Annotated in this window: 17 protein-coding genes; 6 read left to right on the top strand and 11 right to left on the bottom strand. The window is 67.1% G+C overall.

The window, feature by feature from the left end; genetic code table 11:
- Positions 1 to 189 precede the first annotated feature (189 nt).
- Together def and fmt are read left to right on the top strand one after the other, a co-directional pair.
- Positions 190 to 732 carry a peptide deformylase gene (def, locus tag NX773_RS20015; protein WP_258824593.1) on the top strand — a complete coding sequence of 181 codons (543 nt, stop codon included), beginning with the start codon at positions 190 to 192 and terminating at the stop codon, positions 730 to 732.
- 9 nt (positions 733 to 741) lie between these two features.
- Positions 742 to 1,686 carry a methionyl-tRNA formyltransferase gene (gene fmt / locus NX773_RS20010; RefSeq protein ID WP_258858043.1) on the top strand — a complete coding sequence of 315 codons (945 nt, stop codon included), beginning with the start codon at positions 742 to 744 and terminating at the stop codon, positions 1,684 to 1,686.
- 105 nt (positions 1,687 to 1,791) lie between these two features.
- Here fmt and NX773_RS20005 read toward each other — a convergent pair whose 3' ends face one another.
- Positions 1,792 to 2,022 carry a BrnA antitoxin family protein gene (locus NX773_RS20005; RefSeq protein WP_258858042.1) on the bottom strand — a complete coding sequence of 77 codons (231 nt, stop codon included), beginning with the start codon at positions 2,020 to 2,022 and terminating at the stop codon, positions 1,792 to 1,794.
- A 325-nt stretch (positions 2,023 to 2,347) separates the two neighbouring features.
- On the opposite strand from NX773_RS20005, the gene metH reads away from it, so the two are divergent.
- Positions 2,348 to 6,118 carry a methionine synthase gene (gene metH / locus NX773_RS20000; RefSeq protein ID WP_258858041.1) on the top strand — a complete coding sequence of 1,257 codons (3,771 nt, stop codon included), beginning with the start codon at positions 2,348 to 2,350 and terminating at the stop codon, positions 6,116 to 6,118.
- Positions 6,119 to 6,280: 162 nt separating this feature from the next.
- Here metH and NX773_RS19995 read toward each other — a convergent pair whose 3' ends face one another.
- Both NX773_RS19995 and NX773_RS19990 read right to left on the bottom strand, forming a co-directional pair.
- Entirely contained in the window at positions 6,281 to 7,549 is a 1,269-nt protein-coding gene (locus NX773_RS19995; protein ID WP_258858040.1) for an ABC transporter permease, read from the bottom strand.
- A gap of 1 nt (position 7,550) precedes the next feature.
- Positions 7,551 to 8,477, bottom strand: a complete 927-nt coding sequence (locus NX773_RS19990; RefSeq protein WP_258858039.1) for an ABC transporter ATP-binding protein — start codon at positions 8,475 to 8,477, stop codon at positions 7,551 to 7,553.
- A 165-nt stretch (positions 8,478 to 8,642) separates the two neighbouring features.
- Here NX773_RS19990 and NX773_RS19985 point away from each other — a divergent pair, with 165 nt between their 5' ends.
- Positions 8,643 to 9,017 carry an SPW repeat protein gene (locus NX773_RS19985; RefSeq protein WP_258824587.1) on the top strand — a complete coding sequence of 125 codons (375 nt, stop codon included), beginning with the start codon at positions 8,643 to 8,645 and terminating at the stop codon, positions 9,015 to 9,017.
- Between the two features lie 56 nt (positions 9,018 to 9,073).
- On the opposite strand, the gene NX773_RS19980 is transcribed toward NX773_RS19985, so the two are convergent.
- The 8 genes from NX773_RS19980 to rsmB all read right to left on the bottom strand — a co-directional run bounded on the left by NX773_RS19980 (position 9,074) and on the right by rsmB (position 16,914).
- Positions 9,074 to 9,904, bottom strand: coding sequence for a lectin OAA family protein (locus NX773_RS19980; RefSeq protein ID WP_258858038.1), 831 nt, complete (start codon positions 9,902 to 9,904; stop codon positions 9,074 to 9,076).
- A gap of 195 nt (positions 9,905 to 10,099) precedes the next feature.
- Positions 10,100 to 10,876 (bottom strand): class II glutamine amidotransferase, encoded by a 777-nt coding sequence (locus NX773_RS19975; RefSeq protein WP_258858037.1) that lies wholly within the window; start codon positions 10,874 to 10,876, stop codon positions 10,100 to 10,102.
- A gap of 65 nt (positions 10,877 to 10,941) precedes the next feature.
- On the bottom strand, positions 10,942 to 11,199 hold the full coding sequence (locus NX773_RS19970) for a BTH_I0359 family protein (protein ID WP_258824584.1): 258 nt from the start codon (positions 11,197 to 11,199) through the stop codon (positions 10,942 to 10,944).
- Between the two features lie 108 nt (positions 11,200 to 11,307).
- Entirely contained in the window at positions 11,308 to 11,664 is a 357-nt protein-coding gene (locus NX773_RS19965; RefSeq protein ID WP_258858036.1) for a GTPase, read from the bottom strand.
- Complete coding sequence (locus NX773_RS19960) at positions 11,661 to 12,389, bottom strand: response regulator (RefSeq protein WP_258858035.1); 729 nt, start codon at positions 12,387 to 12,389, stop codon at positions 11,661 to 11,663. The genes NX773_RS19965 and NX773_RS19960 overlap by 4 nt, the downstream gene beginning before the upstream one ends.
- A gap of 51 nt (positions 12,390 to 12,440) precedes the next feature.
- Positions 12,441 to 14,723, bottom strand: coding sequence for a sensor histidine kinase (locus NX773_RS19955; RefSeq protein WP_258858034.1), 2,283 nt, complete (start codon positions 14,721 to 14,723; stop codon positions 12,441 to 12,443).
- A 3-nt stretch (positions 14,724 to 14,726) separates the two neighbouring features.
- Complete coding sequence (locus NX773_RS19950; RefSeq protein WP_258858033.1) at positions 14,727 to 15,287, bottom strand: DUF4390 domain-containing protein; 561 nt, start codon at positions 15,285 to 15,287, stop codon at positions 14,727 to 14,729.
- Between the two features lie 46 nt (positions 15,288 to 15,333).
- Positions 15,334 to 16,914, bottom strand: coding sequence for a 16S rRNA (cytosine(967)-C(5))-methyltransferase RsmB (gene rsmB / locus NX773_RS19945; RefSeq protein WP_258858032.1), 1,581 nt, complete (start codon positions 16,912 to 16,914; stop codon positions 15,334 to 15,336).
- Between the two features lie 144 nt (positions 16,915 to 17,058).
- On the opposite strand from rsmB, the gene argS reads away from it, so the two are divergent.
- Together argS and NX773_RS19935 are read left to right on the top strand one after the other, a co-directional pair.
- On the top strand, positions 17,059 to 18,768 hold the full coding sequence (gene argS, locus NX773_RS19940; protein ID WP_258858031.1) for an arginine--tRNA ligase: 1,710 nt from the start codon (positions 17,059 to 17,061) through the stop codon (positions 18,766 to 18,768).
- A gap of 15 nt (positions 18,769 to 18,783) precedes the next feature.
- Positions 18,784 to 19,434 carry an SPOR domain-containing protein gene (locus NX773_RS19935; RefSeq protein ID WP_258858030.1) on the top strand — a complete coding sequence of 217 codons (651 nt, stop codon included), beginning with the start codon at positions 18,784 to 18,786 and terminating at the stop codon, positions 19,432 to 19,434.
- The last annotated feature ends 9 nt before the right edge of the window (positions 19,435 to 19,443 follow it).

Raw genomic sequence — 19,443 nt, 5'->3', positions numbered from 1 at the left:
AGCACAAGAGGCGGCGCATGGACCCGCACGGCGGATCCAGAAAGTTGCCGAACTGTATCAAATTCTGCACATAAATCCCTGAACTAGCAAGACAAAACCGCGTCCTGCTTCCGGGCTGGCGTGCAGTATTTGTGCTTGTGTGGGCGCTTTTCCAACAAACCTGATTGAACAGATATCACGACCAGACACATGGCCATTTTGAACATCCTCCGCTATCCCGACCCTCGCCTGCACAAGGTCGCCAAACCGGTGACCGATTTTGGCGAGCGCCTGCAGCAGCTGGTGGCGGACATGGCCGAAACCATGTACGACGCGCCAGGCGTGGGCCTGGCCGCGACCCAGGTCGATGTGCATGAGCGCCTGATCGTGATCGACGTGTCGGAAACGCATGACCAGCTCAAGGTGTTCTGCAACCCCGAAATCATCTGGGCCAGCGAAGACAAGCAGCTGTACGAAGAAGGCTGCCTGTCGGTGCCGGGCATCTACGACGGCGTCGAGCGCCCCGCGCGCGTGAAGGTGCGCGCGCTCGACCAGCACGGCAAGCCGTTCGAGCTCGAGGCCGACGGCCTGCTGGCGGTGTGCGTGCAGCACGAAATGGACCACCTGATGGGCAAGGTGTTCGTCGAATACCTGTCGCCGCTCAAGCGCAACCGCATCAAGACCAAGCTGCTCAAGGAAGAGCGCGGGATGCAGCGCGAACCGGGTCCGCGCGCCGCCGGCGCCCGTCGCTAAGGCGCGCGCATGAAGGTCGTTTTTGCCGGCACCCCGGAGTTTGCCGCCGTGGCCCTGCGCTCGCTGTTCGAAGCGGGCTTCGAGATTCCCCTGGTCCTCACCCAGCCCGACCGCCCGGCCGGGCGCGGCATGCAGTTGCAAGCGTCCCCGGTCAAGCAGTTCGCGCTGGCGCACGGCATTCCCGTGCTGCAGCCGCTGTCGCTGCGCCTGGACAGCCGCGACCCGGAGCGCGCCGCGCAGGCCAAGGCCGCGCACGAGGCGCTGTCCAGGCTCGACTACGACGTGATGGTGGTGGCCGCGTACGGCCTGATCCTACCGAAGAGCACCCTCGACATCCGGCCCTGCATCAACATCCACGGCTCGCTGCTGCCGCGCTGGCGCGGCGCCGCGCCGATCCACCGCGCGATCGAAGCGGGCGACCTTGAGACCGGCGTGACCATCATGCAGATGGAAGAAGGCCTGGATACCGGCCCCATGCTCACCATCGAGTCGCTCCCGATCACGCCGCAGGACACCACCGGCAGCCTGCACGACAAGCTGGCCGCGCTGGGCGGACGCATGATCGTCGATGCCCTCAGGCGCTACGGCGAATTGCGCCCGGTGCCGCAACCCGACGAAGGCGTCACCTACGCCGCCAAGATCAGCAAGGAAGAAGCGAAGCTCGACCTGTCGCAGCCGGCCGAGGCGCTGGCGCGCAAGGTACGCGCGTTCAACCCGTTCCCTGGCGCGCATGCGCAGGCGGGTGGCGTGACGGTCAAGATCTGGAAAGCCGAGCCGGTGGAAGGCGTGGGAACGCCGGGCACGGTGCTGCAGGCCGACGCCCAGCATGGGATCGTGGTCGCGTGTGGCCAGGGCGCGCTGCGCCTGGCCCAGTTGCAGAAACCGGGCGGCAAGCGCCTGCCGGCTGCCGAGTTCCTCAAGGGTTTCCCGCTCGAGAACCTCGCGTTCGAGTGAGGTGGCGCAGGGTGGGCCGGATCGCCCTCCCTGCCGCGCCGTCGTAGAGCACGCCGGCACTGGACACGCGGGCAGGGAATCTGCCCGCCCTGCCCGCGGTGCGAATTACTGTTGCTGCTGCGCTGCCGCGCGCTGCGCATCCATGTGGGCGCGCAGGACCTGGTTGATGCGGGTCTGGTAGCCAGGCCCCGCCGATTTGAACCATTCCAGCATGTCCACGTCCAGGCGGATGGTGACGATCTGCTTGACGCCACCGCCGGCGTGATGCTTTTGCGCGACGGTGTCGTGGGGGCGGACTGCCGGCTGATTCCAGTCCGGCTCGTATTCTTTGTTCATTGGATCTTCCATTTCGGCGGTGCACGCGACAGCGCGACACATGCCAGTTATTTAACACTTTCTGCCACGCCCCGGTGGCACGCTATGATTTTCGTACCGATATGTAACGCGGAGATTGCTGAGGGGGCGCGAATTGTATCGCAATGTAACGACAGCGGCTGTTAATACACAATGTTACAAATAACTGACTCGCGGGTCGCCAAACGCTCGCACATGGTGAACTTTGGCCGCCGCGGCTGCCTAAGAACCAAACAGCCGCGATCACGTATAATTTCAGACCCGCCCAACAGTGCGGCTTTGCGCCGCGCCTCTTGAAAGCAGAACGATGAATACCCGCACCGCCGCCCCCTCCCCGATCGAAGCCCAGCTGCGCGACATTCTTGCGCGCCGCATCATGATCCTGGACGGCGCGATGGGCACCATCATCCAGCAGTACAAGCTGGACGAGGCGGCGTACCGCGGCGCGCGCTTCGCCGATTTTGCCGCGCCTGCCGGCAGCGGCCACCGCGAGCTGTTCGTCAAGGGGAACAACGAACTGTTGACCCTGACCCGGCCGCAGGTGATCCAGGAAATCCACGAGCGCTACCTGGCCGCCGGCGCGGACATCATCGAAACCAACACCTTCGGCGCCACCCGCATCGCCCAGGACGACTACCACATGGCGCATCTCGCCTACGAGATGAACGTGGAGGCAGCCAAGCTGGCGCGCGCCGCCGTGGCCAAATACAGCAGCGCCGACAAGCCGCGCTTCGTGGCCGGCGCGCTCGGCCCGACGCCGAAAACCGCCTCGATCTCGCCGGACGTGAACGACCCGGCCGCGCGCAACGTCACCTTCGACGAGCTGGTGGCGGCCTACCACGAGCAGGTGCGCGGCCTGGTGGAAGGCGGCGTGGACATCCTGCTGGTCGAGACCATCTTCGACACCCTCAACTGCAAGGCCGCACTGTTCGCGATCGACCAGTACTTCGACGAGCATCCCGATGCGCCGCGCCTGCCGCTGATGATCTCCGGGACCGTCACCGATGCCTCGGGCCGCATCCTGTCCGGCCAGACCGTGCCGGCGTTCTGGAACTCGGTGCGCCACGCCAAACCGCTCACCATCGGCCTGAACTGCGCGCTGGGCGCCGCGCTGATGCGGCCCTATGCCGAGGAGCTGTCGCAGATCGCCGACACCTTCGTGTGCATCTACCCGAACGCGGGCCTGCCCAACCCGATGAGCGACACCGGCTTTGACGAGCTGCCGGCCGATACCTCGGCCCTGCTGCGCGAATTCGCCGATGCCGGCTTCATCAACATCGCCGGCGGCTGCTGCGGCACCACGCCCGAGCACATCAAGGCGATCGCGGACATCCTGGCCACCACCGAACCGCGCCGCGTGCCGGACATTCCGGTCGCGATGCGCCTGTCGGGCCTGGAGCCGTTCACCATCGACGAGAACTCGCTGTTCGTGAACGTGGGCGAGCGCACCAACGTGACCGGGTCCAAGGCGTTCGCGCGCATGATCCTGAACGAACAGTTCGACGAGGCGCTGTCGGTGGCGCGCCAGCAGGTCGAAAACGGCGCCCAGGTCATCGACATCAACATGGACGAGGCCATGCTCGATTCAAGCGCCGCGATGCAGCGCTTCCTGAACCTGATCGCATCCGAACCGGACATCTCGCGCGTGCCGGTCATGATCGACTCCTCCAAGTGGTCGGTGATCGAGGCGGGCCTGAAGTGCGTGCAGGGCAAGGCCATCGTGAACTCGATCTCGCTCAAGGAAGGCGAAGACGAATTCATCCGCCAGGCCGTGCTGTGTCGCCGCTACGGCGCGGCCGTGATCGTGATGGCCTTCGACGAGCAGGGCCAGGCCGACACCTTCGCGCGCAAGACCGAGATCTGCAAGCGCGCCTACGACGTGCTCACGCAGAAGGTCGGCTTCCCGCCCGAAGACATCATCTTCGACCCGAACATCTTCGCCATCGCCACCGGCATCGAGGAGCACAACAACTACGCGGTGGACTTCATCAACGCCACGCGCTGGATCCGCGAGAACCTGCCGCATGCGAAGGTGTCGGGCGGCGTATCGAACGTGTCGTTCAGCTTCCGCGGCAACGACCCGGCGCGCGAAGCGATCCACACCGTGTTCCTGTACCACGCGATCAAGGCCGGCATGACGATGGGTATCGTCAACGCGGGCATGATCGGCGTGTACGACGAACTGGACCCGGGGCTGCGCGAGCACGTCGAGGACGTGGTGCTCAACCGCCGCGCGGACGCGACCGAGCGCATGATCGAACTGGCCGGCACCCTCAAGGCCGGCGGCAACAAGCAGGAACAGAACCTCGAATGGCGCAATGCGCCGGTCGACAAGCGCCTGGCGCACGCGCTGGTGCATGGCATCACGCAGTGGATCGTCGAGGACACCGAAGAAGCGCGCCAGCAGCTGGCCAATGCGGGCGGGCGCCCGATCCAGGTGATCGAAGGCCCGCTCATGGACGGCATGAACATCGTGGGCGACCTGTTCGGGCAAGGGAAGATGTTCCTGCCGCAGGTGGTCAAGTCGGCGCGCGTGATGAAGCAGGCGGTGGCGCACCTGATCCCGTTCATCGAAGAGGAAAAGAAAGAGCAGGAGCGCCTGACCGGCGTGGTGGCCAAGCCGAAGGGCAAGATCGTGGTCGCCACCGTCAAGGGCGACGTGCACGACATCGGCAAGAACATCGTCTCGGTGGTCCTGCAATGCAATAACTTCGAAGTGGTGAACATGGGCGTGATGGTGCCGGCGTCCGAGATCCTGGCGCGCGCCAAGATCGAGAACGCGGACATCGTGGGCCTGTCGGGCCTGATCACCCCGTCGCTGGAAGAGATGGCGCACGTGGCGCGCGAAATGCAGCGCGACCCGTACTTCCGCGAGCGCAAGATCCCGCTCCTGATCGGCGGCGCCACCACCAGCCGCGCGCACACGGCAGTGAAGATCGCCCCGCATTACGAAGGCCCGGTGATCTACGTTCCGGACGCCTCGCGCTCGGTATCGGTGGCCCAGTCGCTGATGTCGGCGGACGGGCGCGACGCCTACCTGGCCGAGATCGCGGCCGACTACCAACGCATCCGCGAGCAGCACGCCAACAAGAAGGCGCTGCCGATGGTCACGCTGGAGCAGGCGCGCGCGAACAAGGCGAAGCTGGACTACGCCCCGGTCAAGCCGAAGTTCATCGGCCGGCGCGAGTTCCGCAACGTGGACCTGGCCGCCATTGCGCGCTACATCGACTGGGGCCCGTTTTTCCAGACCTGGGACCTGGCAGGCCCCTACCCCGCGATCCTGCACGACCCGGTGGTGGGCGAGGCCGCGTCCAAGCTGTTCGAGGAAGGCCAGGCGCTGCTCAAGCAGATCATCGAGGGCCGCTGGCTCACCGCCAACGGCACGATCGCGCTGCTGCCGGCGAACACGGTGGGCGACGACGACATCGAGATCTACACCGACGATTCACGCGAGCAGGTGGCGTTCACCTGGTACGGCCTGCGCCAGCAGGGCGTCAAGCCGGTGGTGGACGGCGAGCAGAAGCCGAACCGGTGCCTGGCCGACTTCATTGCGCCCAGGTCGTCGGGCATTGCCGACTACATCGGCATGTTCGCCGTCACCGCGGGGCTGGGCGTGGAGAAGCACGAGCAGCGCTTCCTGAAGGCGAACGACGACTACTCCGCCATCATGCTCAAGTCGCTGGCCGACCGCCTGGCCGAGGCCTTTGCCGAGTACCTGCACGAACGCGTGCGCACCGACCTGTGGGGCTATGCGTCCGACGAGAAGCTGTCGAACGAGGAGCTGATCGGCGAGCGCTACAAGGGCATCCGCCCTGCCCCGGGGTATCCGGCCTGCCCCGAGCACACGGTCAAGCGCCCGCTGTTCGACACGCTGCAGGCCGGCGAGATCGGCATGGAGCTCACGGATGCGTTCGCGATGTATCCGGCGGCGGCGGTGTCCGGCTTCTACTTCTCGCACCCGCAGTCCACCTACTTCGTGGTCGGGAAGATCGGGCAGGACCAGCTCGAGGACATGGCGCGCCGGCGCGGCATGGACAAGGCCGAGCTGGAGCGCTACCTGGCGCCGAACCTGTCGTAATCCGCAGGGTGGGCGGGTCTCCCGCCCACGCGTTCAACTCCCGCTTGCGTTGCCTGTGCGCTGGCTCTGATTGAACGCGTGGGCAGAATCTGCCCACCCTACACCCCAAGGCTGGCGCACGGATGCTCGGCATGGGTCCCGGCCTTCGCCGGGACGACGGCTCTATTGGTCTTCCTGCCTGAACTTCCACATGGCCAGCGCGGCGAACATCACCGCAAAGCCCAGCAGCGCCAGCGTCGCCGGCCCGGCCACTTCCATGCCGAAGCCGCGCCAGGTCACCGCGTCGAGCCCGTCCACCGCCCAGCGCGTCGGCATCGCGAGCGAGACATGCTGCATCCACGGCGGGAACATGAACGAGGGCATCCACGCGCCGCCGGCCATCACCATCAGCAGCGTCGCGACCATGGAGATGCCGCGCGCCGCCTCCGGCGTCTTGCCCCATGCCGCAATCAACAGCCCGAACCCGGCGGTCATCGCCGCAAACGCGAACACCACGCACACGAAGCCGGCCACGCTGGCCACATGCACGCCAAAGCCCAGCACCGCCACGACGAACACTGCGCACATCAGGCCGAATGCGATCAGCGCGGTGGACGCGGCGCGCGCCAGCAGCACGGTGGTAAGCGACACGGGCGCAGCCAGCAGCCGGTTCCACACGCCGCTGCGCTTGGCCAGCAGCACGCCGATGCCCATGTCGATCCCCATGAACAGGATGAACTGCACGGCCATGCCGGCGAACGAATGCGCGTAGCCGTTGTAGCCCTCGGCGGCAGGCCCCGCCTTCATCGGCTCGTCGTTGGTCGAAAACGGCATCGACAGACCGGCCGATTCAGCCTTGCCGTTGTCCTGCAAGCTGACGTGGTAGTTCTTCACGCTGCCCAGCAGGTCGCGCAGGGCCTTCGCGTCGGCGTCCGGCCGCTTGTCCAGCTCGCGCAGCCCGCGGTCGGCCAGCTCGGCCCCGCGCCGGCCGCCGAACATTTCGCTGCTGACGACTTGCATCACCTGTTGCGTCAGCATTCCCTTGACCATCGCCAGCACCGCTTTTTGCGACGGGTCGTACAGCAGGCGCACCTGCGGCTTGTCGGCCACGCCGAACAGCGCCTCGCCGGCGGCGTCGCCAAAGCCGGCAGGAATCACGATGGCCACGCCCTGCTTGCCCTTGCTGACGGCGGCCTCGGCCTCCGGCAGCGTCATGGACGCCAGGTGCAGGCTCGGGTCGGCGCGCAGGCCGGCCTCGATTTTTGCGGCGACGTCGCTGCTGTCCTGCATGACGAGCGCAACGTCGATCGTCCCCTTGTCGCCGGCGCCGCCGGTCAGGTAGCCGAAGAAGGCGCCGATCAGGATCGGCATCACCAGGCTCACGAGCAGGCGCCGGCGGTCGGACAGGAACAGGATCAGGTCCTTGCGGACAAGTGCAATCAAGGCGGTCATGTCAGTCGCGCAGCGAGCGCCCGGTAAGGTTGAGGAAGATGTCTTCGAGGCTGGCGCGGGCGGTGGCGAAATGATGGATCCGGTAGCCGTTCTTTTCCAGCCAGGCCAGCAGCGAGACCGCGTCGTCCGGGTCGGCCAGCCGCACCTCGTACGCCGTGCCGTTGGCGCTGATGCCCGCCACCCCGGCCTCGCCGCGCAGGCGTTCCAGGTGCTCTTCCTTGAGCGGCTCGCGCAGCTCGAAACGCAGCGCGGCCTGCGCCGGCAGCAGCTCGCGCAGCGCCGCCGGGCTCTCGTCGGCCAGCACCTTGCCGTGGTCCATGATGACGATGTGGTCGGCCAGCCGCTCGACCTCCTCCATGTAGTGGCTGGTGTACACCAGCGAGCGCCCTTCGCGCTTGAGCTGTTCGAGCGTGTCGAAGATGGCGTTGCGGCTTTGCGGGTCCACGCCCACCGTCGGCTCGTCCAGGATCAAGAGCTGCGGCTCGTGCAGCAGCGCGCAGGCGATGTTCAGGCGCCGCTTCATCCCGCCCGAGAACGTGGCGACCTTGTCGCGCGCGCGGTCCTCCAGGTTGGCCAGCGCCAGCGCCGCCTTGCAGCGTTCGGTCAGCCGCGCGCCCGCCAGGCCATACAGGGCGCCGAACAGGCGCAGGTTTTCAAGCGCGGGCAGCTCCTCGTACAGCGCCAGGTCTTGCGGCACCAGCCCGATGCGGCCCTTGGCGCGCATCGCATCCGGGCTGATTGGCTCGCCGGCCAGCAGCACCTCGCCGGCGTCAAGCCGCACCAGGCCGCACAGCATGCCGACCGTGGTCGATTTGCCGGCGCCGTTCGGGCCAAGCAGCCCGAGCGTTTGCCCGGCCAGTACGCGCAGCGATACGCCATCGACGGCGCGCCGCTCGCCGTAGGATTTCACCAGGTTTGAAGCACTCAACAGGACATCGGGCATCCGGCCTCCGCATTGTTGGATGATTAACGGTTGCCGAGAGTGTCCACTTGATATTGTCTTTACGCAAGTCCCCCTTATGTCCGCCAGCGAACTTACCGGCGAATTTGTTGCCAAACGCACTGCGGGAATGGCCCGCAAAGGAGGTTCATCATGGCACTGCGTTTCTCGACCAGGCGATGGCAGGACCAACTCATCCTGCTGCTTGGTATCTGGCTGTTCGTTTCACCGATGGCGTTGGGCTATCCCGGCTCGTCGCCGGTGGCTATCAACGGCTTCGTCGCGGGACTGATCATGGCTGCGCTGGCCATCTTCGACCTGTACAAGACCTACATCTGGGCCGTGCTGCTCAACCTGATCGTGGGGATCTGGACGGCGGTGTCGCCCTGGCTCATCAACGTGCAGGACCGGCGCATGACGGCCAGCCTGCTTATCGTCGGCATTGCCACCGTGGTGCTGGCGCTGTGGGAGATGCGCACCGACCCCGAGCTGCATGCGCAGTGGGTGGGAACCGGCACGGCAAGCTGAGGCGGTGCATCATGCAGGGTGGGCGGGTTGCCCGCCCACCCTGCCAAAAGCCGGCATCAACCCGGCTGGATCATGGCGCGGTAGCCGATCGGCCCCTCACCGCTATAGGTGATGCCGCCGTTGAAGGTCTTGCCGCCGTCGCCCGAGGTGATGCTGGCCGCCACCACCTGCTGGCCGGCGCGGCAGCCGATCAGCCAGATGCCGCCCGGATGCCACGGGGCCGACGAGCCACCCCACTGGTTCTCGACCTGGTAGTTGTTGCCGGCGACCATCGTGGCGCGAAAACCGATCGGCCCTTCGCCCACGTACTGCATGGTGCCGTTCAGGGTCTTGCCGTTGTCGTTGGAGGCAATGTTCAGCGCGATCACCGCCTGGTCACGGCAGCCCAGCACCCACACGCCGCCCTGGTGCCACGGCGCGGCCGAGCCGCCCCACTGGTTCTCGGCCAGGTACACGCCGCCGTCGGCCAGCTGGCTCTTGAAGCCGATCGGGCCTTCGCCGGCGTAGGTCATGGTGCCGGCCATGGTCTGGCCGCCGTCACCGGACTCGATGTTCAGCGCGACCACGTTCTGGCCGGCGCGGCAGCCGATCACCCAGGTGCCGCCCGGATGCCACGGCGCCGAGTTGCCGCCCCACTGGTTTTCGACGATGTAGGTGTTGGCCTGGGTGAGCGTGGCGCGCACGCCGATGGCGCCCTCGCCCGCGTATTTCATCTGGCCCGTGAAGGTCTTGCCGCCGTCGCCGGACGTGAGGTTGAGGGCGACGACGTTCTGGCCGGAACGGCAGCCGAGGACCCACATGCCGCCTTCCTGCCACGGCGCGGACGAGCCGCCCCACTGGTTTTGAACATGATGGAGATTATTCGATGCCTTGCTCGTTTTGGACATGTTTCACCCCTCCTGAACCATGGTGTTGCAGCAGTTCGGCGCTGCCCCGGATTTCGGTTTTGTCTTACATTCGTTGTCAGAAAAACACCGACAGGGAGGCCATTCTGCGCGTTCCGGCCGCAGGCGTGGCCTATCAACTATGAGGGGTGAAAAAACCAAAACAGGCAGCGTGCATAAGGGCTGCCGGGCAGCGGCTCAGGCGTCCGCGGGCAGCGGTGCGCCGTCCACGAACACCTTCAGTTCGCCGGGCGCGAAGTCGGTCCACTGCTCGTTCTTGGTCAGCGGCTCGGTGACGATGATGGCGACGCGGTCGCGCGGGGTGGTGACGGTGGAAAAATCGACCGACAGGTCCTCGTCGGCCAGGTGGGCGTGCGCGAACGGGTGCTGGCGCACGATGTAGCACAGCTTGGTCGAGCAGTGCGCGAACAGCGCGGTGCCGTCGGACAGCATCATGTTGAAGGTGCCGTGCCGCGCGATGCGCTGCGCCAGTTCGGCCACGGCCGCGCGCAAGGCCGGCAGTGCCGGCGCGCGGTCGGGAAAGCGCGCCCGCAGTTCCTGCAGCAGGTAGCAGAACGCCAGTTCGCTGTCGGTGTTGCCGACCGGGCGGAACGGCCCGGTGAGCGCGGGCGCGAAGTCCTTCAGGTCGCCGTTGTGGGCGAACACCCAGTAGCGGCCCCACAGCTCGCGCACGAACGGGTGGCAGTTCTCCAGCGCCACCTGGCCCTGGGTGGCCTTGCGGATGTGCGCGATGACGTTGGTGGATTTGATCGGGTAGCGCTTGATGAGTTCGGCGATCGGCGAGTCGATCGCGGCCTCGTGGTCGACAAAATGGCGCACCCCGGCGCCTTCGAAGAATGCGATGCCCCAGCCGTCACGGTGGGTATCGGTGCGCCCGCCACGGTGGGCAAAGCCGGTGAAGCTGAAAACGATGTCCGTGGGGACGTTGCAATTCATTCCGAGAAGCTGGCACATGGCTGCAAGCTTACCATGTGTCAGCGCTGCCGGGCCGCTTGCCAAGCCGGCCCGGCAGGTGGCGCTTAGTGCAGCACCACCGGCTGGCTCATCAGGGTGTCATACGAGCCCAGGAAGTCGTCGATTTCTTCCATGGTCGGCTCGCTCGCGATCAGGTTGTTGACGTCGCGCCGGAAGGCTTGCGCCAGTCTGCCGCCGATGAATGCCTCGCGCCGTCCAGCCTTGTCGACGATTTCATAGCCGCCAAAGCGCAGGGCTTCGAGATTCCGGTCGGCGCCGAATTCGACCACGCTGTACTGTTCGCTGTTGTAGATCATGTTCATGATGACTCCTCCCGATCAGAGTTGTGTGGCGACCAGCCGCCGGCGGCGGACGGCTGGCTTGTCACTTCAGTGAAGAAGTGGGGCTGGGCCGAACCGATTTCAAGAGTGCTAATTCGGCGCCAGTTCCAACAGCTGATCGTATGGCGCGCTGCACAGCCACGATCGCAACTGACCAAGATGTTCCGCGTTCGCCAGCCCGATGAACAGCCGGGCCGGGCGGCGGCGCAGGAGACGATTTAATGTTACACGCAAAACCAGATTCCCGGTGCAGCACAGGCAACCGGGAGCGATGCGTTCAATCAACAGTGAGGGGGACGGTACGAGGACCGGCTGGCCGTCGGGCAAGCCTTCGAGAATGACGGCGGAAAGTGCTCCGTCGTGGTGCAGGCGCGCCGCGATCGCCTGCTCGCGGTCATGGCAGGACGGGCCGGTGACCAGGGTGGTGGTCACGCGCCGGCCGGTCATCCTTGTTTTTTAGCAAGCTTGCCCGGCTCGACGCCGAGCTGCTTGAGCTTGCGGTACAGGTGGGTGCGCTCCAGGCCCGTCTTTTCGGCCACGCGCGTCATGCTGCCGCCTTCGCGCCCGAGGTGGTGCTCGAAGTACATGCGCTCGAACGCATCGCGCGCCTCGCGCAGGGGCAGGTCGAAGCTGAGCGTGTAACCATGGCCGTGCGCGTCGCTGGCGGTGGCCATGCCGATCATGCGGCCGTTGATGGCCGGCGCCGGCGCCGCCGCGCTGAACATGGGGCTGGGCGCAGCCACACTCTCTTCGCTCGGTGCTGCCGCGATCGGGCGCGGGGCAATGGCCGGGGCGCGCGCCACTTCTTGCGCACGGGTAAGACCTTGCTGCACCGCCTTCAGCAGTTTTTGCAGCGCGATTGGTTTCTCCAGGAAATTCAGTGCGCCGATCCGGGTTGCCTCGACCGCCGTGTCGATGGTCGCGTGGCCGGACATCATGATGACCGGCATCGTCAGCAAGCCGTCGCGCTGCCATTCCTTGAGCAGCGTGACGCCATCGGTATCGGGCATCCAGATGTCGAGCAGCACGAGGTCGGGCGCGCCCACGGCGCGCGCCTCGCGCGCCTGCTGCGCGTTCTCGGCCAAGGTGATCGCATGGCCTTCGTCGCCCAGGATCTCCGAGAGCAGCTCCCGGATTCCCATTTCATCGTCTACTACGAGTATGTTCGCCATGTGTGTGCCTTCCAGATCTCACCCATCAACAGGCATGATTTTATGCGCGATTTACGCTGCGGCCAAGTTCGCCTCAGGCGCTAACTTTAACAGCAAAATGAACACGGAAGCGCCGGTTCCATCGGCACGGTTCGATATATCGATCCGGCCACCATGTTCGTCGATGATCTTCTTGACCATCGGCAGTCCCAGGCCGGTGCCGCGCGCCTTCGACGTGACATAGGGTTCGAACGCGCGCGACAGGATCTTGGGCGCGAAACCGGGGCCGTTGTCCACGATCGACATGCGCACCGCGGTGCCGGCGGCGCCGTCCGCGCCCTGGTAGTGGATCGCCTCGGTGGTCAGGTCGATGCGCGGCACAGGTGCGCCTTCGCCGCGGTCGGTCAGTGCGTCCTGCGCGTTCTGCAGCAGGTTGTGGATCACCTGGCGCAGCTGGGTGGCGTCGCCCATTACGTGCGGCAAACCGGGCGCCAGCGCGGCATGGATCACGTCCGAGTCGTCGCCCGCCTGATACAGGCGCAGGATCTCCTCGATCAGCGCGTTCAGGTCGAGCGGCTCGAGCACCGCCGGCGGCGCCTTGGCGTAGTCGCGGAAGTCGTCCACCATGCGCTTCATCGCGGCCACCTGGTTGACGATGGTGGTGGCGCCCTTGTCCAGCAACTCCGATTCCTTGGGCGGCAGGTGCGGCGCAAGCTTCATCTGCATGCGCTCGGCCGCCAGCTGGATCGGCGTGAGCGGGTTCTTGATCTCGTGCGCCAGGCGCCGCGCCACCTCGCCCCAGGCGACCGAGCGCTGCGCCGAGATCACGTCCGAGATGTCGTCGAACACCACGATGAAGCCGCTGCCCGCGCCCACCGGCAGGCGCGAGCCGCGCGCCAGCAGGGTGATGTCGTGGTCCTCGGGCGAGCCCGGCCGGCGCGGCACCTCGATCTGCTGCTGCCAGTGCGCGTGCAGGCGGCTGCCGGCGGCGGACTGCGCGCTCTGGGCCGAAAATGCGCGGTTGACGATGCCGGCCAAGCCTTCCAGCCCCTCGATCTCGTCCAGCGGCCGGTCGGCCAGCGCGCCCGCCTCCACCTGCAGGATGCGGTGCGCAGCGTCGTTGGTGTTGACCACCACGCCGTCGGCATCCATCACGATCACGCCGGCGGACATGTTGGCCAGCACCGATTCCAGGTGCGCCTTGGCCGACTGCAGCGCGGCGCGGTTGCGCTCGACCGCGCTCCTGGCCTCGAACAGCTGGCCGGTCATGGCGTTGAACGACTGCGTCAGCGTGCCCAGCTCGTCCTTCGTTTCGACGATCGGGCGCGGCGACAGGTCGCCCTCGGCCACCGCGCGCGTGCCCTCGGCCAGCACCAGGAGCGGCTGGGCCAGGTTTTCGGCGATCAGGAAAGCGCTGGCGAGCGCGCCGAACATGGCCAGCAGCAGCGTGAGGGTGAGCGTTTCGAGGTACATCTTGCGCAAACCGACACGTGCCACGAAGCGCTCCTGGTATTCGCTGTACGCGGTGCGCAGCACCTCGGCGTTGGAGGCCAGGTTGACCGGCACCGACTGCAGCAACTGCAGGTAGCGCGGCGCGGCGCCCGGCGGCTCGGGCACCGCGCGCACCACGCGCAGGCGCAGCCCGGTGGCCGCGTCCAGCGCATTGCCTTCGCCGGGCGCCTCGCGGAAGTCGCGCTCGATGCCGCCCTCGGCGTGCGCGTACCCGGCGGGCATGCCGGCCTGGCGCAGGATCGCGGGCGTGGGCAGGTCGGCCGACAGGTCGGCCCCGCGCGTGCTGGACGCGACAGCCAGCACCTTGCCTTCGGCGTCGAGCAGAATGGCGCTTTGTATGCCGGAGGTGTCGTTGACGGCGCGCCTGAGCACCGCCTTGGCGTGCAGGTCGCTCTGCCCGGCCAATGCAGCCGAGGTGCTCTCGGCGGTGGCCGACAGCTCGGACAGCGCCTCGTCCAGCGCGGCGTGGCCCAGGTTCAGCCCCGATTCGAGCGCCGCCTCGATCTTCACGTCGAACCAGGACTCGATCGAGTGCGACACGAAACGCACCGAGACCATGAAGATGACCAGTCCCGGCAGGATGCCAATCACGGCGAACAGCAGCACCAGCCGCGCCATCAGCCTGGAGCCGAACTTGCCCGCCCGGTAGCGACGCACCAGCCGCACCAGCGCCACGATCACGAGCACCAGCATGCCGGCCGCCGTCACGGCATTGAGCCCAAGCAGCCACGAGTAGTTGCGGTCGAAGAAACCGGAGTTGTCGGACGCGGAGGCCAGCAGGAACAGCAGGATGGAGACGATCGCCGCGCCGACCACCAACGCATAGCGGAAAGCCTGGTTCACGCTTTACTCTGCCTTATAGGTGAAGGTTTTCTTGCTGGACGTGAGCCGCCAGTCGGAGTTGTTGAAGGCATTCACCTGCAGCGGCTTTTGCAGGTATTCGCGGTCCATGAACATGCGCAGCGTGACATTGTACGTCTCGCCGGGTTTGAGCGCGCCCTTGGGCGCGATCAGCCAGCGGCTGCGGCGGATCATGAACAAGGCCTCATCCAGGGTGGGAAAGCTCTGCTGCACGCTGCCCATCACCCGCACGTGGTACTGCCGGGTGAGCACGTCGTACTTGATGCTGATGGTCTGGCGCTGCGAGACCGCCTTCTCGTCGGTCCACCACCAGCGCGGGCGGGTCAGCTCGATCTCGGTGGTGAAGTACAGCGGCACCGACAGCTGCAGCGCGTTTTCCAGCCCGTGCGGCAGCTCGAACGCGTAGGCGGCGTTCAGGCGGTAGCCGTCGTCGGAGGACTCGATGACCGCGCGCGTGATGTCGATCCCGTCGGACGCCTGCGCCTGCGCGCACGCGAACGCCAGCAGGAGCTGGCAGGCGAGAAGGCGTAATAAGCGTACGATCACGAGTGGGGCCAGTGCCTATTAGTTAGTACTTGTTGTCAGAGACCGGCTACGCCCGCTTCTGGAACAGGGCGTAGAACAAACCGTCATGATCCTCTCCGGCGGCACTGGCCGGAAGGAGCTGGCCGGGCGCGTCCAGCCGGATCGCGCCGTGGCGAACCGCGAACGCGGCCGCCTGCGCCTCCGATTCCTGGGGCCACAGCGAGCAAGTCACGAACAGCAATTTACCATCGGGGCGGAGCATCTGCCACACATTGTCGAGTATTTCGGACGAAAGTGTTGCAAGTTGGAGCGTGTCGGATTTACGCCGCAACCAGCGGATGTCAGGGTGGCGCCGCACAATGCCCGATGCGGTGCAGGGCACGTCGGCGAGGATGCGGTCGAACAGCTGGCCGTCCCACCAGTCGCGGTCCTGCGCCCCGCCCGCGACCAGTCTGGCGGACAGGCCCAGGCGGCCCAGATTCTCGCCCACGCGGCGCAGGCGCTCGGGGTCGGCGTCGACCGCGGTCAGGTCCACGCCGGCCAGCTCCAGGATGTGCCCGCTCTTGCCGCCGGGAGCGGCGCAGGCGTCCAGCACGCGCATGCCATCCTGCAGGTCCAGCAGCGGCGCGGCCAGCTGGGCGCCGGCGTCCTGCACCGACACCACGCCGTCATGAAAACCGGGGATCCTGGACACGTTGATGGCCTGCTCCAGGCGCACCGCCGCCGGCCCGACCTGCGCCGCGCGGATGCCGGCGCCGGCCAGCACGTCCAGGTAGTCGGACACGCTGCTCTTGCGGCGGTTCACGCGCAGGGTCAGCGGCGGGTGGACGTTGCCGGCCTCGAGGATGTCCTGCCACTTGTCCGGATAGGCGGCGCGGGTGGCGTCGATCCACCACTGCGGGTAATTCCAGCGGGCCGGCGGCTCGCGCAGCGCGTCGGCCAGCAGGGCGTCGCGCTCGCGCTGGAAGCGGCGCAGCACCGCGTTCACCATCGCTTTGGCATGGGCGAAGTCGGGGTGGGCGGCGGCCGCGCGCACGGCCTGGTCAACCACCGTGAAGGCTTCGTAGGGTGGCGCCTCGCCGGCCGGCGGGTCCAGCAGCGCCAGCGCGCAGCCCAGCAACCCGGCCAGCATCGGCGGTTCGGGCGCCTTGGACGTCATCAGGCCGATCAGCGCGTCGGTGCGGCCGAGCTGGCGCATGGCGCGGTAGGCGATGTCCTGGATCGCGCCGCGCGATTGCGGCTCGGCGTCGAAGGCCGCAAACACGGCGGCCAGCGCCTGCGGCAGCGCGCTTCCCGCACGCACCCGGGCCACGCTGCTGGCCGCGCCCAGGAGCGCAAAGGCGAGCGAATCGCCCGGCAGCTCGGGGCAAAAGTCGAGCTGGTGGACCGCCTTGACCTCGTAGCTGTGGCGCAGTCGCGGCCCAAGCTCGGCTTGCGGCGCGGCGGCAGCCGGTGCCGGCCGCGCCGGCTTTGGCGAAGCCGGCCTTGGCCCGGCCGGCTTGCCCGGCCCCGGCTTCGGCCCGGCGGCTTTCGACTGCCCGGCGCGGGCCGGCCCCGCTTTGGCGGGCGCGGCCTTGGACCGGGGCTTGAGGGTGAGCGTCGGGCGCTTTTCGGTCATGGCGATCGTGGATGCATAAAGGACGGCCATTGTACCGGCTTCGCCTTTGGCCAGGCTTAAACCGTCGCGCCGCGGCGCGCCCTGGCGGTATTCGGCGCTGCGGCAAACCAGTATAATGGACGATATTTTGCCTGTGGCGCGGCCACGGCCCGAACCCTTTACAGACGAACCACCATGCTCGCCCAACAAAAACAAGAAATCGCTGCCCTGTTCCAGGCCGCCCTTGCGCCGATCATCGCCGGCAGCGATTTGACCCCGAATATCGTCCTGGAGCGCCCGCGCGACCCGTCGCACGGCGACATCGCCTGCAATATCGCCATGCAGCTGGCCAAGCCGCTCAAGACCAACCCGCGCGAGCTGGCCACGCGCCTGGTCGCCGCCCTGCTTGCCGAGCCCGCCGCACAGGGGCTGGTGGAATCGGCCGACGTGGCCGGCCCCGGCTTCATCAACCTGCGCGTGGCGGCCAGTGCCAAGCAGTCGGTGGTGCGCACCATCCTGCAGCAGGGCGAGGGCTACGGCCGCAGCACCGCCGGCACCGGCAAGCACGTGATCATCGAATTCGTGTCCGCCAACCCGACCGGCCCGCTGCACGTGGGCCACGGCCGCCAGGCCGCGCTGGGCGACGCGCTGTCGTCGCTGTTCGAGTCGCAGGGCCACCAGGTCACGCGCGAGTTCTACTACAACGACGCGGGCGTACAGATTCTCACGCTGGCCAACTCGGTGCAGGCGCGCGCACGGGGCTTCCGTCCGGGCGACACGGAATGGCCCGAGTCGGCCTACAACGGCGACTACATCCAGGACATCGCCGACGACTTCCTGGCCAGGAAGACCGTCTCGGCCAGCGATGGCCAGCCGGCCACCGCCAGCGGCGCCACCGACGACCTCGAATCGATCCGCCGCTTCGCGGTGACCTACCTGCGCAACGAGCAGGACATCGACCTGCAGGCTTTCGGTGTCAAGTTCGACAATTACTACCTCGAGTCTTCGCTCTACACCGACGGCAAGGTCGAGGCGACCGTCAAGGCGCTGGTCGATTCGGGCAAGACCTACGAACAGGAAGGCGCGCTGTGGCTCAAGACCACCGACTACGGCGACGACAAGGACCGCGTGATGCGCAAGTCCGACGGCACCTACACCTACTTCCTGCCGGACGTGGCCTACCACATCGAGAAATTCCGCCGCGGCTTCACCAAGGCGATCAACGTGCAGGGAAGCGACCACCACGGCACCATCGCGCGCGTGCGCGCCGGCCTGCAGGCGGTGAACATCGGCATCCCGCAGGGCTACCCCGACTACGTGCTGCACAAGATGGTCACCGTGATGAAGAACGGCGAAGAGGTCAAGATCAGCAAGCGCGCCGGCTCCTACGTAACCGTGCGCGACCTGATCGAATGGTCGGGCAACGGCGACATCACGCGCGGGCGCGACGCGGTGCGCTTCTTCCTCATCTCGCGCAAGGCCGATACCGAATTCGTGTTCGACGTGGACGTGGCGCTCAAGACCAGCGACGAGAACCCGGTGTACTACGTGCAGTACGCCCATGCCCGCATCTGTTCGGTGCTGGCGCAGTGGGGCGGCGATGAAGCGGCGCTGGCGGGCGTGGACCTGGCCCCGCTGACCGCCCCGCGCGAAGCGACGCTGCTGGCCACCCTGGCCGCCTACCCCGAAATGCTCGAGCGCGCGCTGGCCGAACTGGGCCCGCACCAGGTCGCGTTCTACCTGCGCGAGCTGGCCGGCGAACTGCACGGCTACTACAACGCCGAGCGCGTGCTGGTGGACGACGAGGCGCTCAAGCTGGCGCGCCTGGCACTCTTGGCGGCAACCCGCCAGGTGCTGCGCAACGGCCTGGCCCTGATCGGCGTATCCGCACCCAACAAGATGTAACCAGAGAAGGCGTCAATGACCGTCCAGCACCCACTCCACAGCCGCCAGCGTGGCAGCACGCTCACCGGCATCATCATCGGCCTGATCATCGGCCTTGCCATCGCGGTGGCGGTGGCGCTGGCGATCACCAAAGGCGCCTCGCCGTTCACCGACAAGGCGGTCAAGACTGGCCGCCCGGCAGACCCGGAGCCGGGCCAGGCGACCGACCCGAACAAGCCGCTGTACAGCAACCGCGACGCCGCGCGCGAAGCGAACAAGGAACTGAGCGCGCGCGCCGCCCGCAGCGGCAACGCGGCCGACGCCGACCCGCTGGGCACCGCGATCGCCGGCATGAAGGAGCCGGCGCCGCAAGCGGCGGCCGAGACGCCGCGCGCCGCGCCAGCACCTGCGCCTGCCGCCCCCGCCGCGGCCCCGGCAGCCGGCGGCGACGGCTATGTGTACTACCTGCAGGCCGGCGCGTTCCGCGAAATGGCCGACGCCGAAAGCGCCAAGGCCAAGCTGGCCCTGCTCGGCTTCGAGGCCAGCATCAGCGACCGCACCAGCGATTCGGGCGTGCTGCACCGCGTGCGCATGGGCCCGTACAACCAGGTCGAGGCAATGAACAAGGCCAGGGCCAAGCTGCTCGACAGCGGCGTGGACGTGGCCATCGTCCGCAACCAGAAATAGGGAGCTTCC

Origin of the sequence: Massilia solisilvae (genome assembly GCF_024753215.1) — a bacterium.
In the GTDB taxonomy this organism is placed as follows: Bacteria; Pseudomonadota; Gammaproteobacteria; order Burkholderiales; family Burkholderiaceae_D; genus Telluria; species Telluria solisilvae.
Note: the sequence above shows the minus strand (reverse complement) of the source record. Positions and strands in the feature narration are given on the sequence as shown.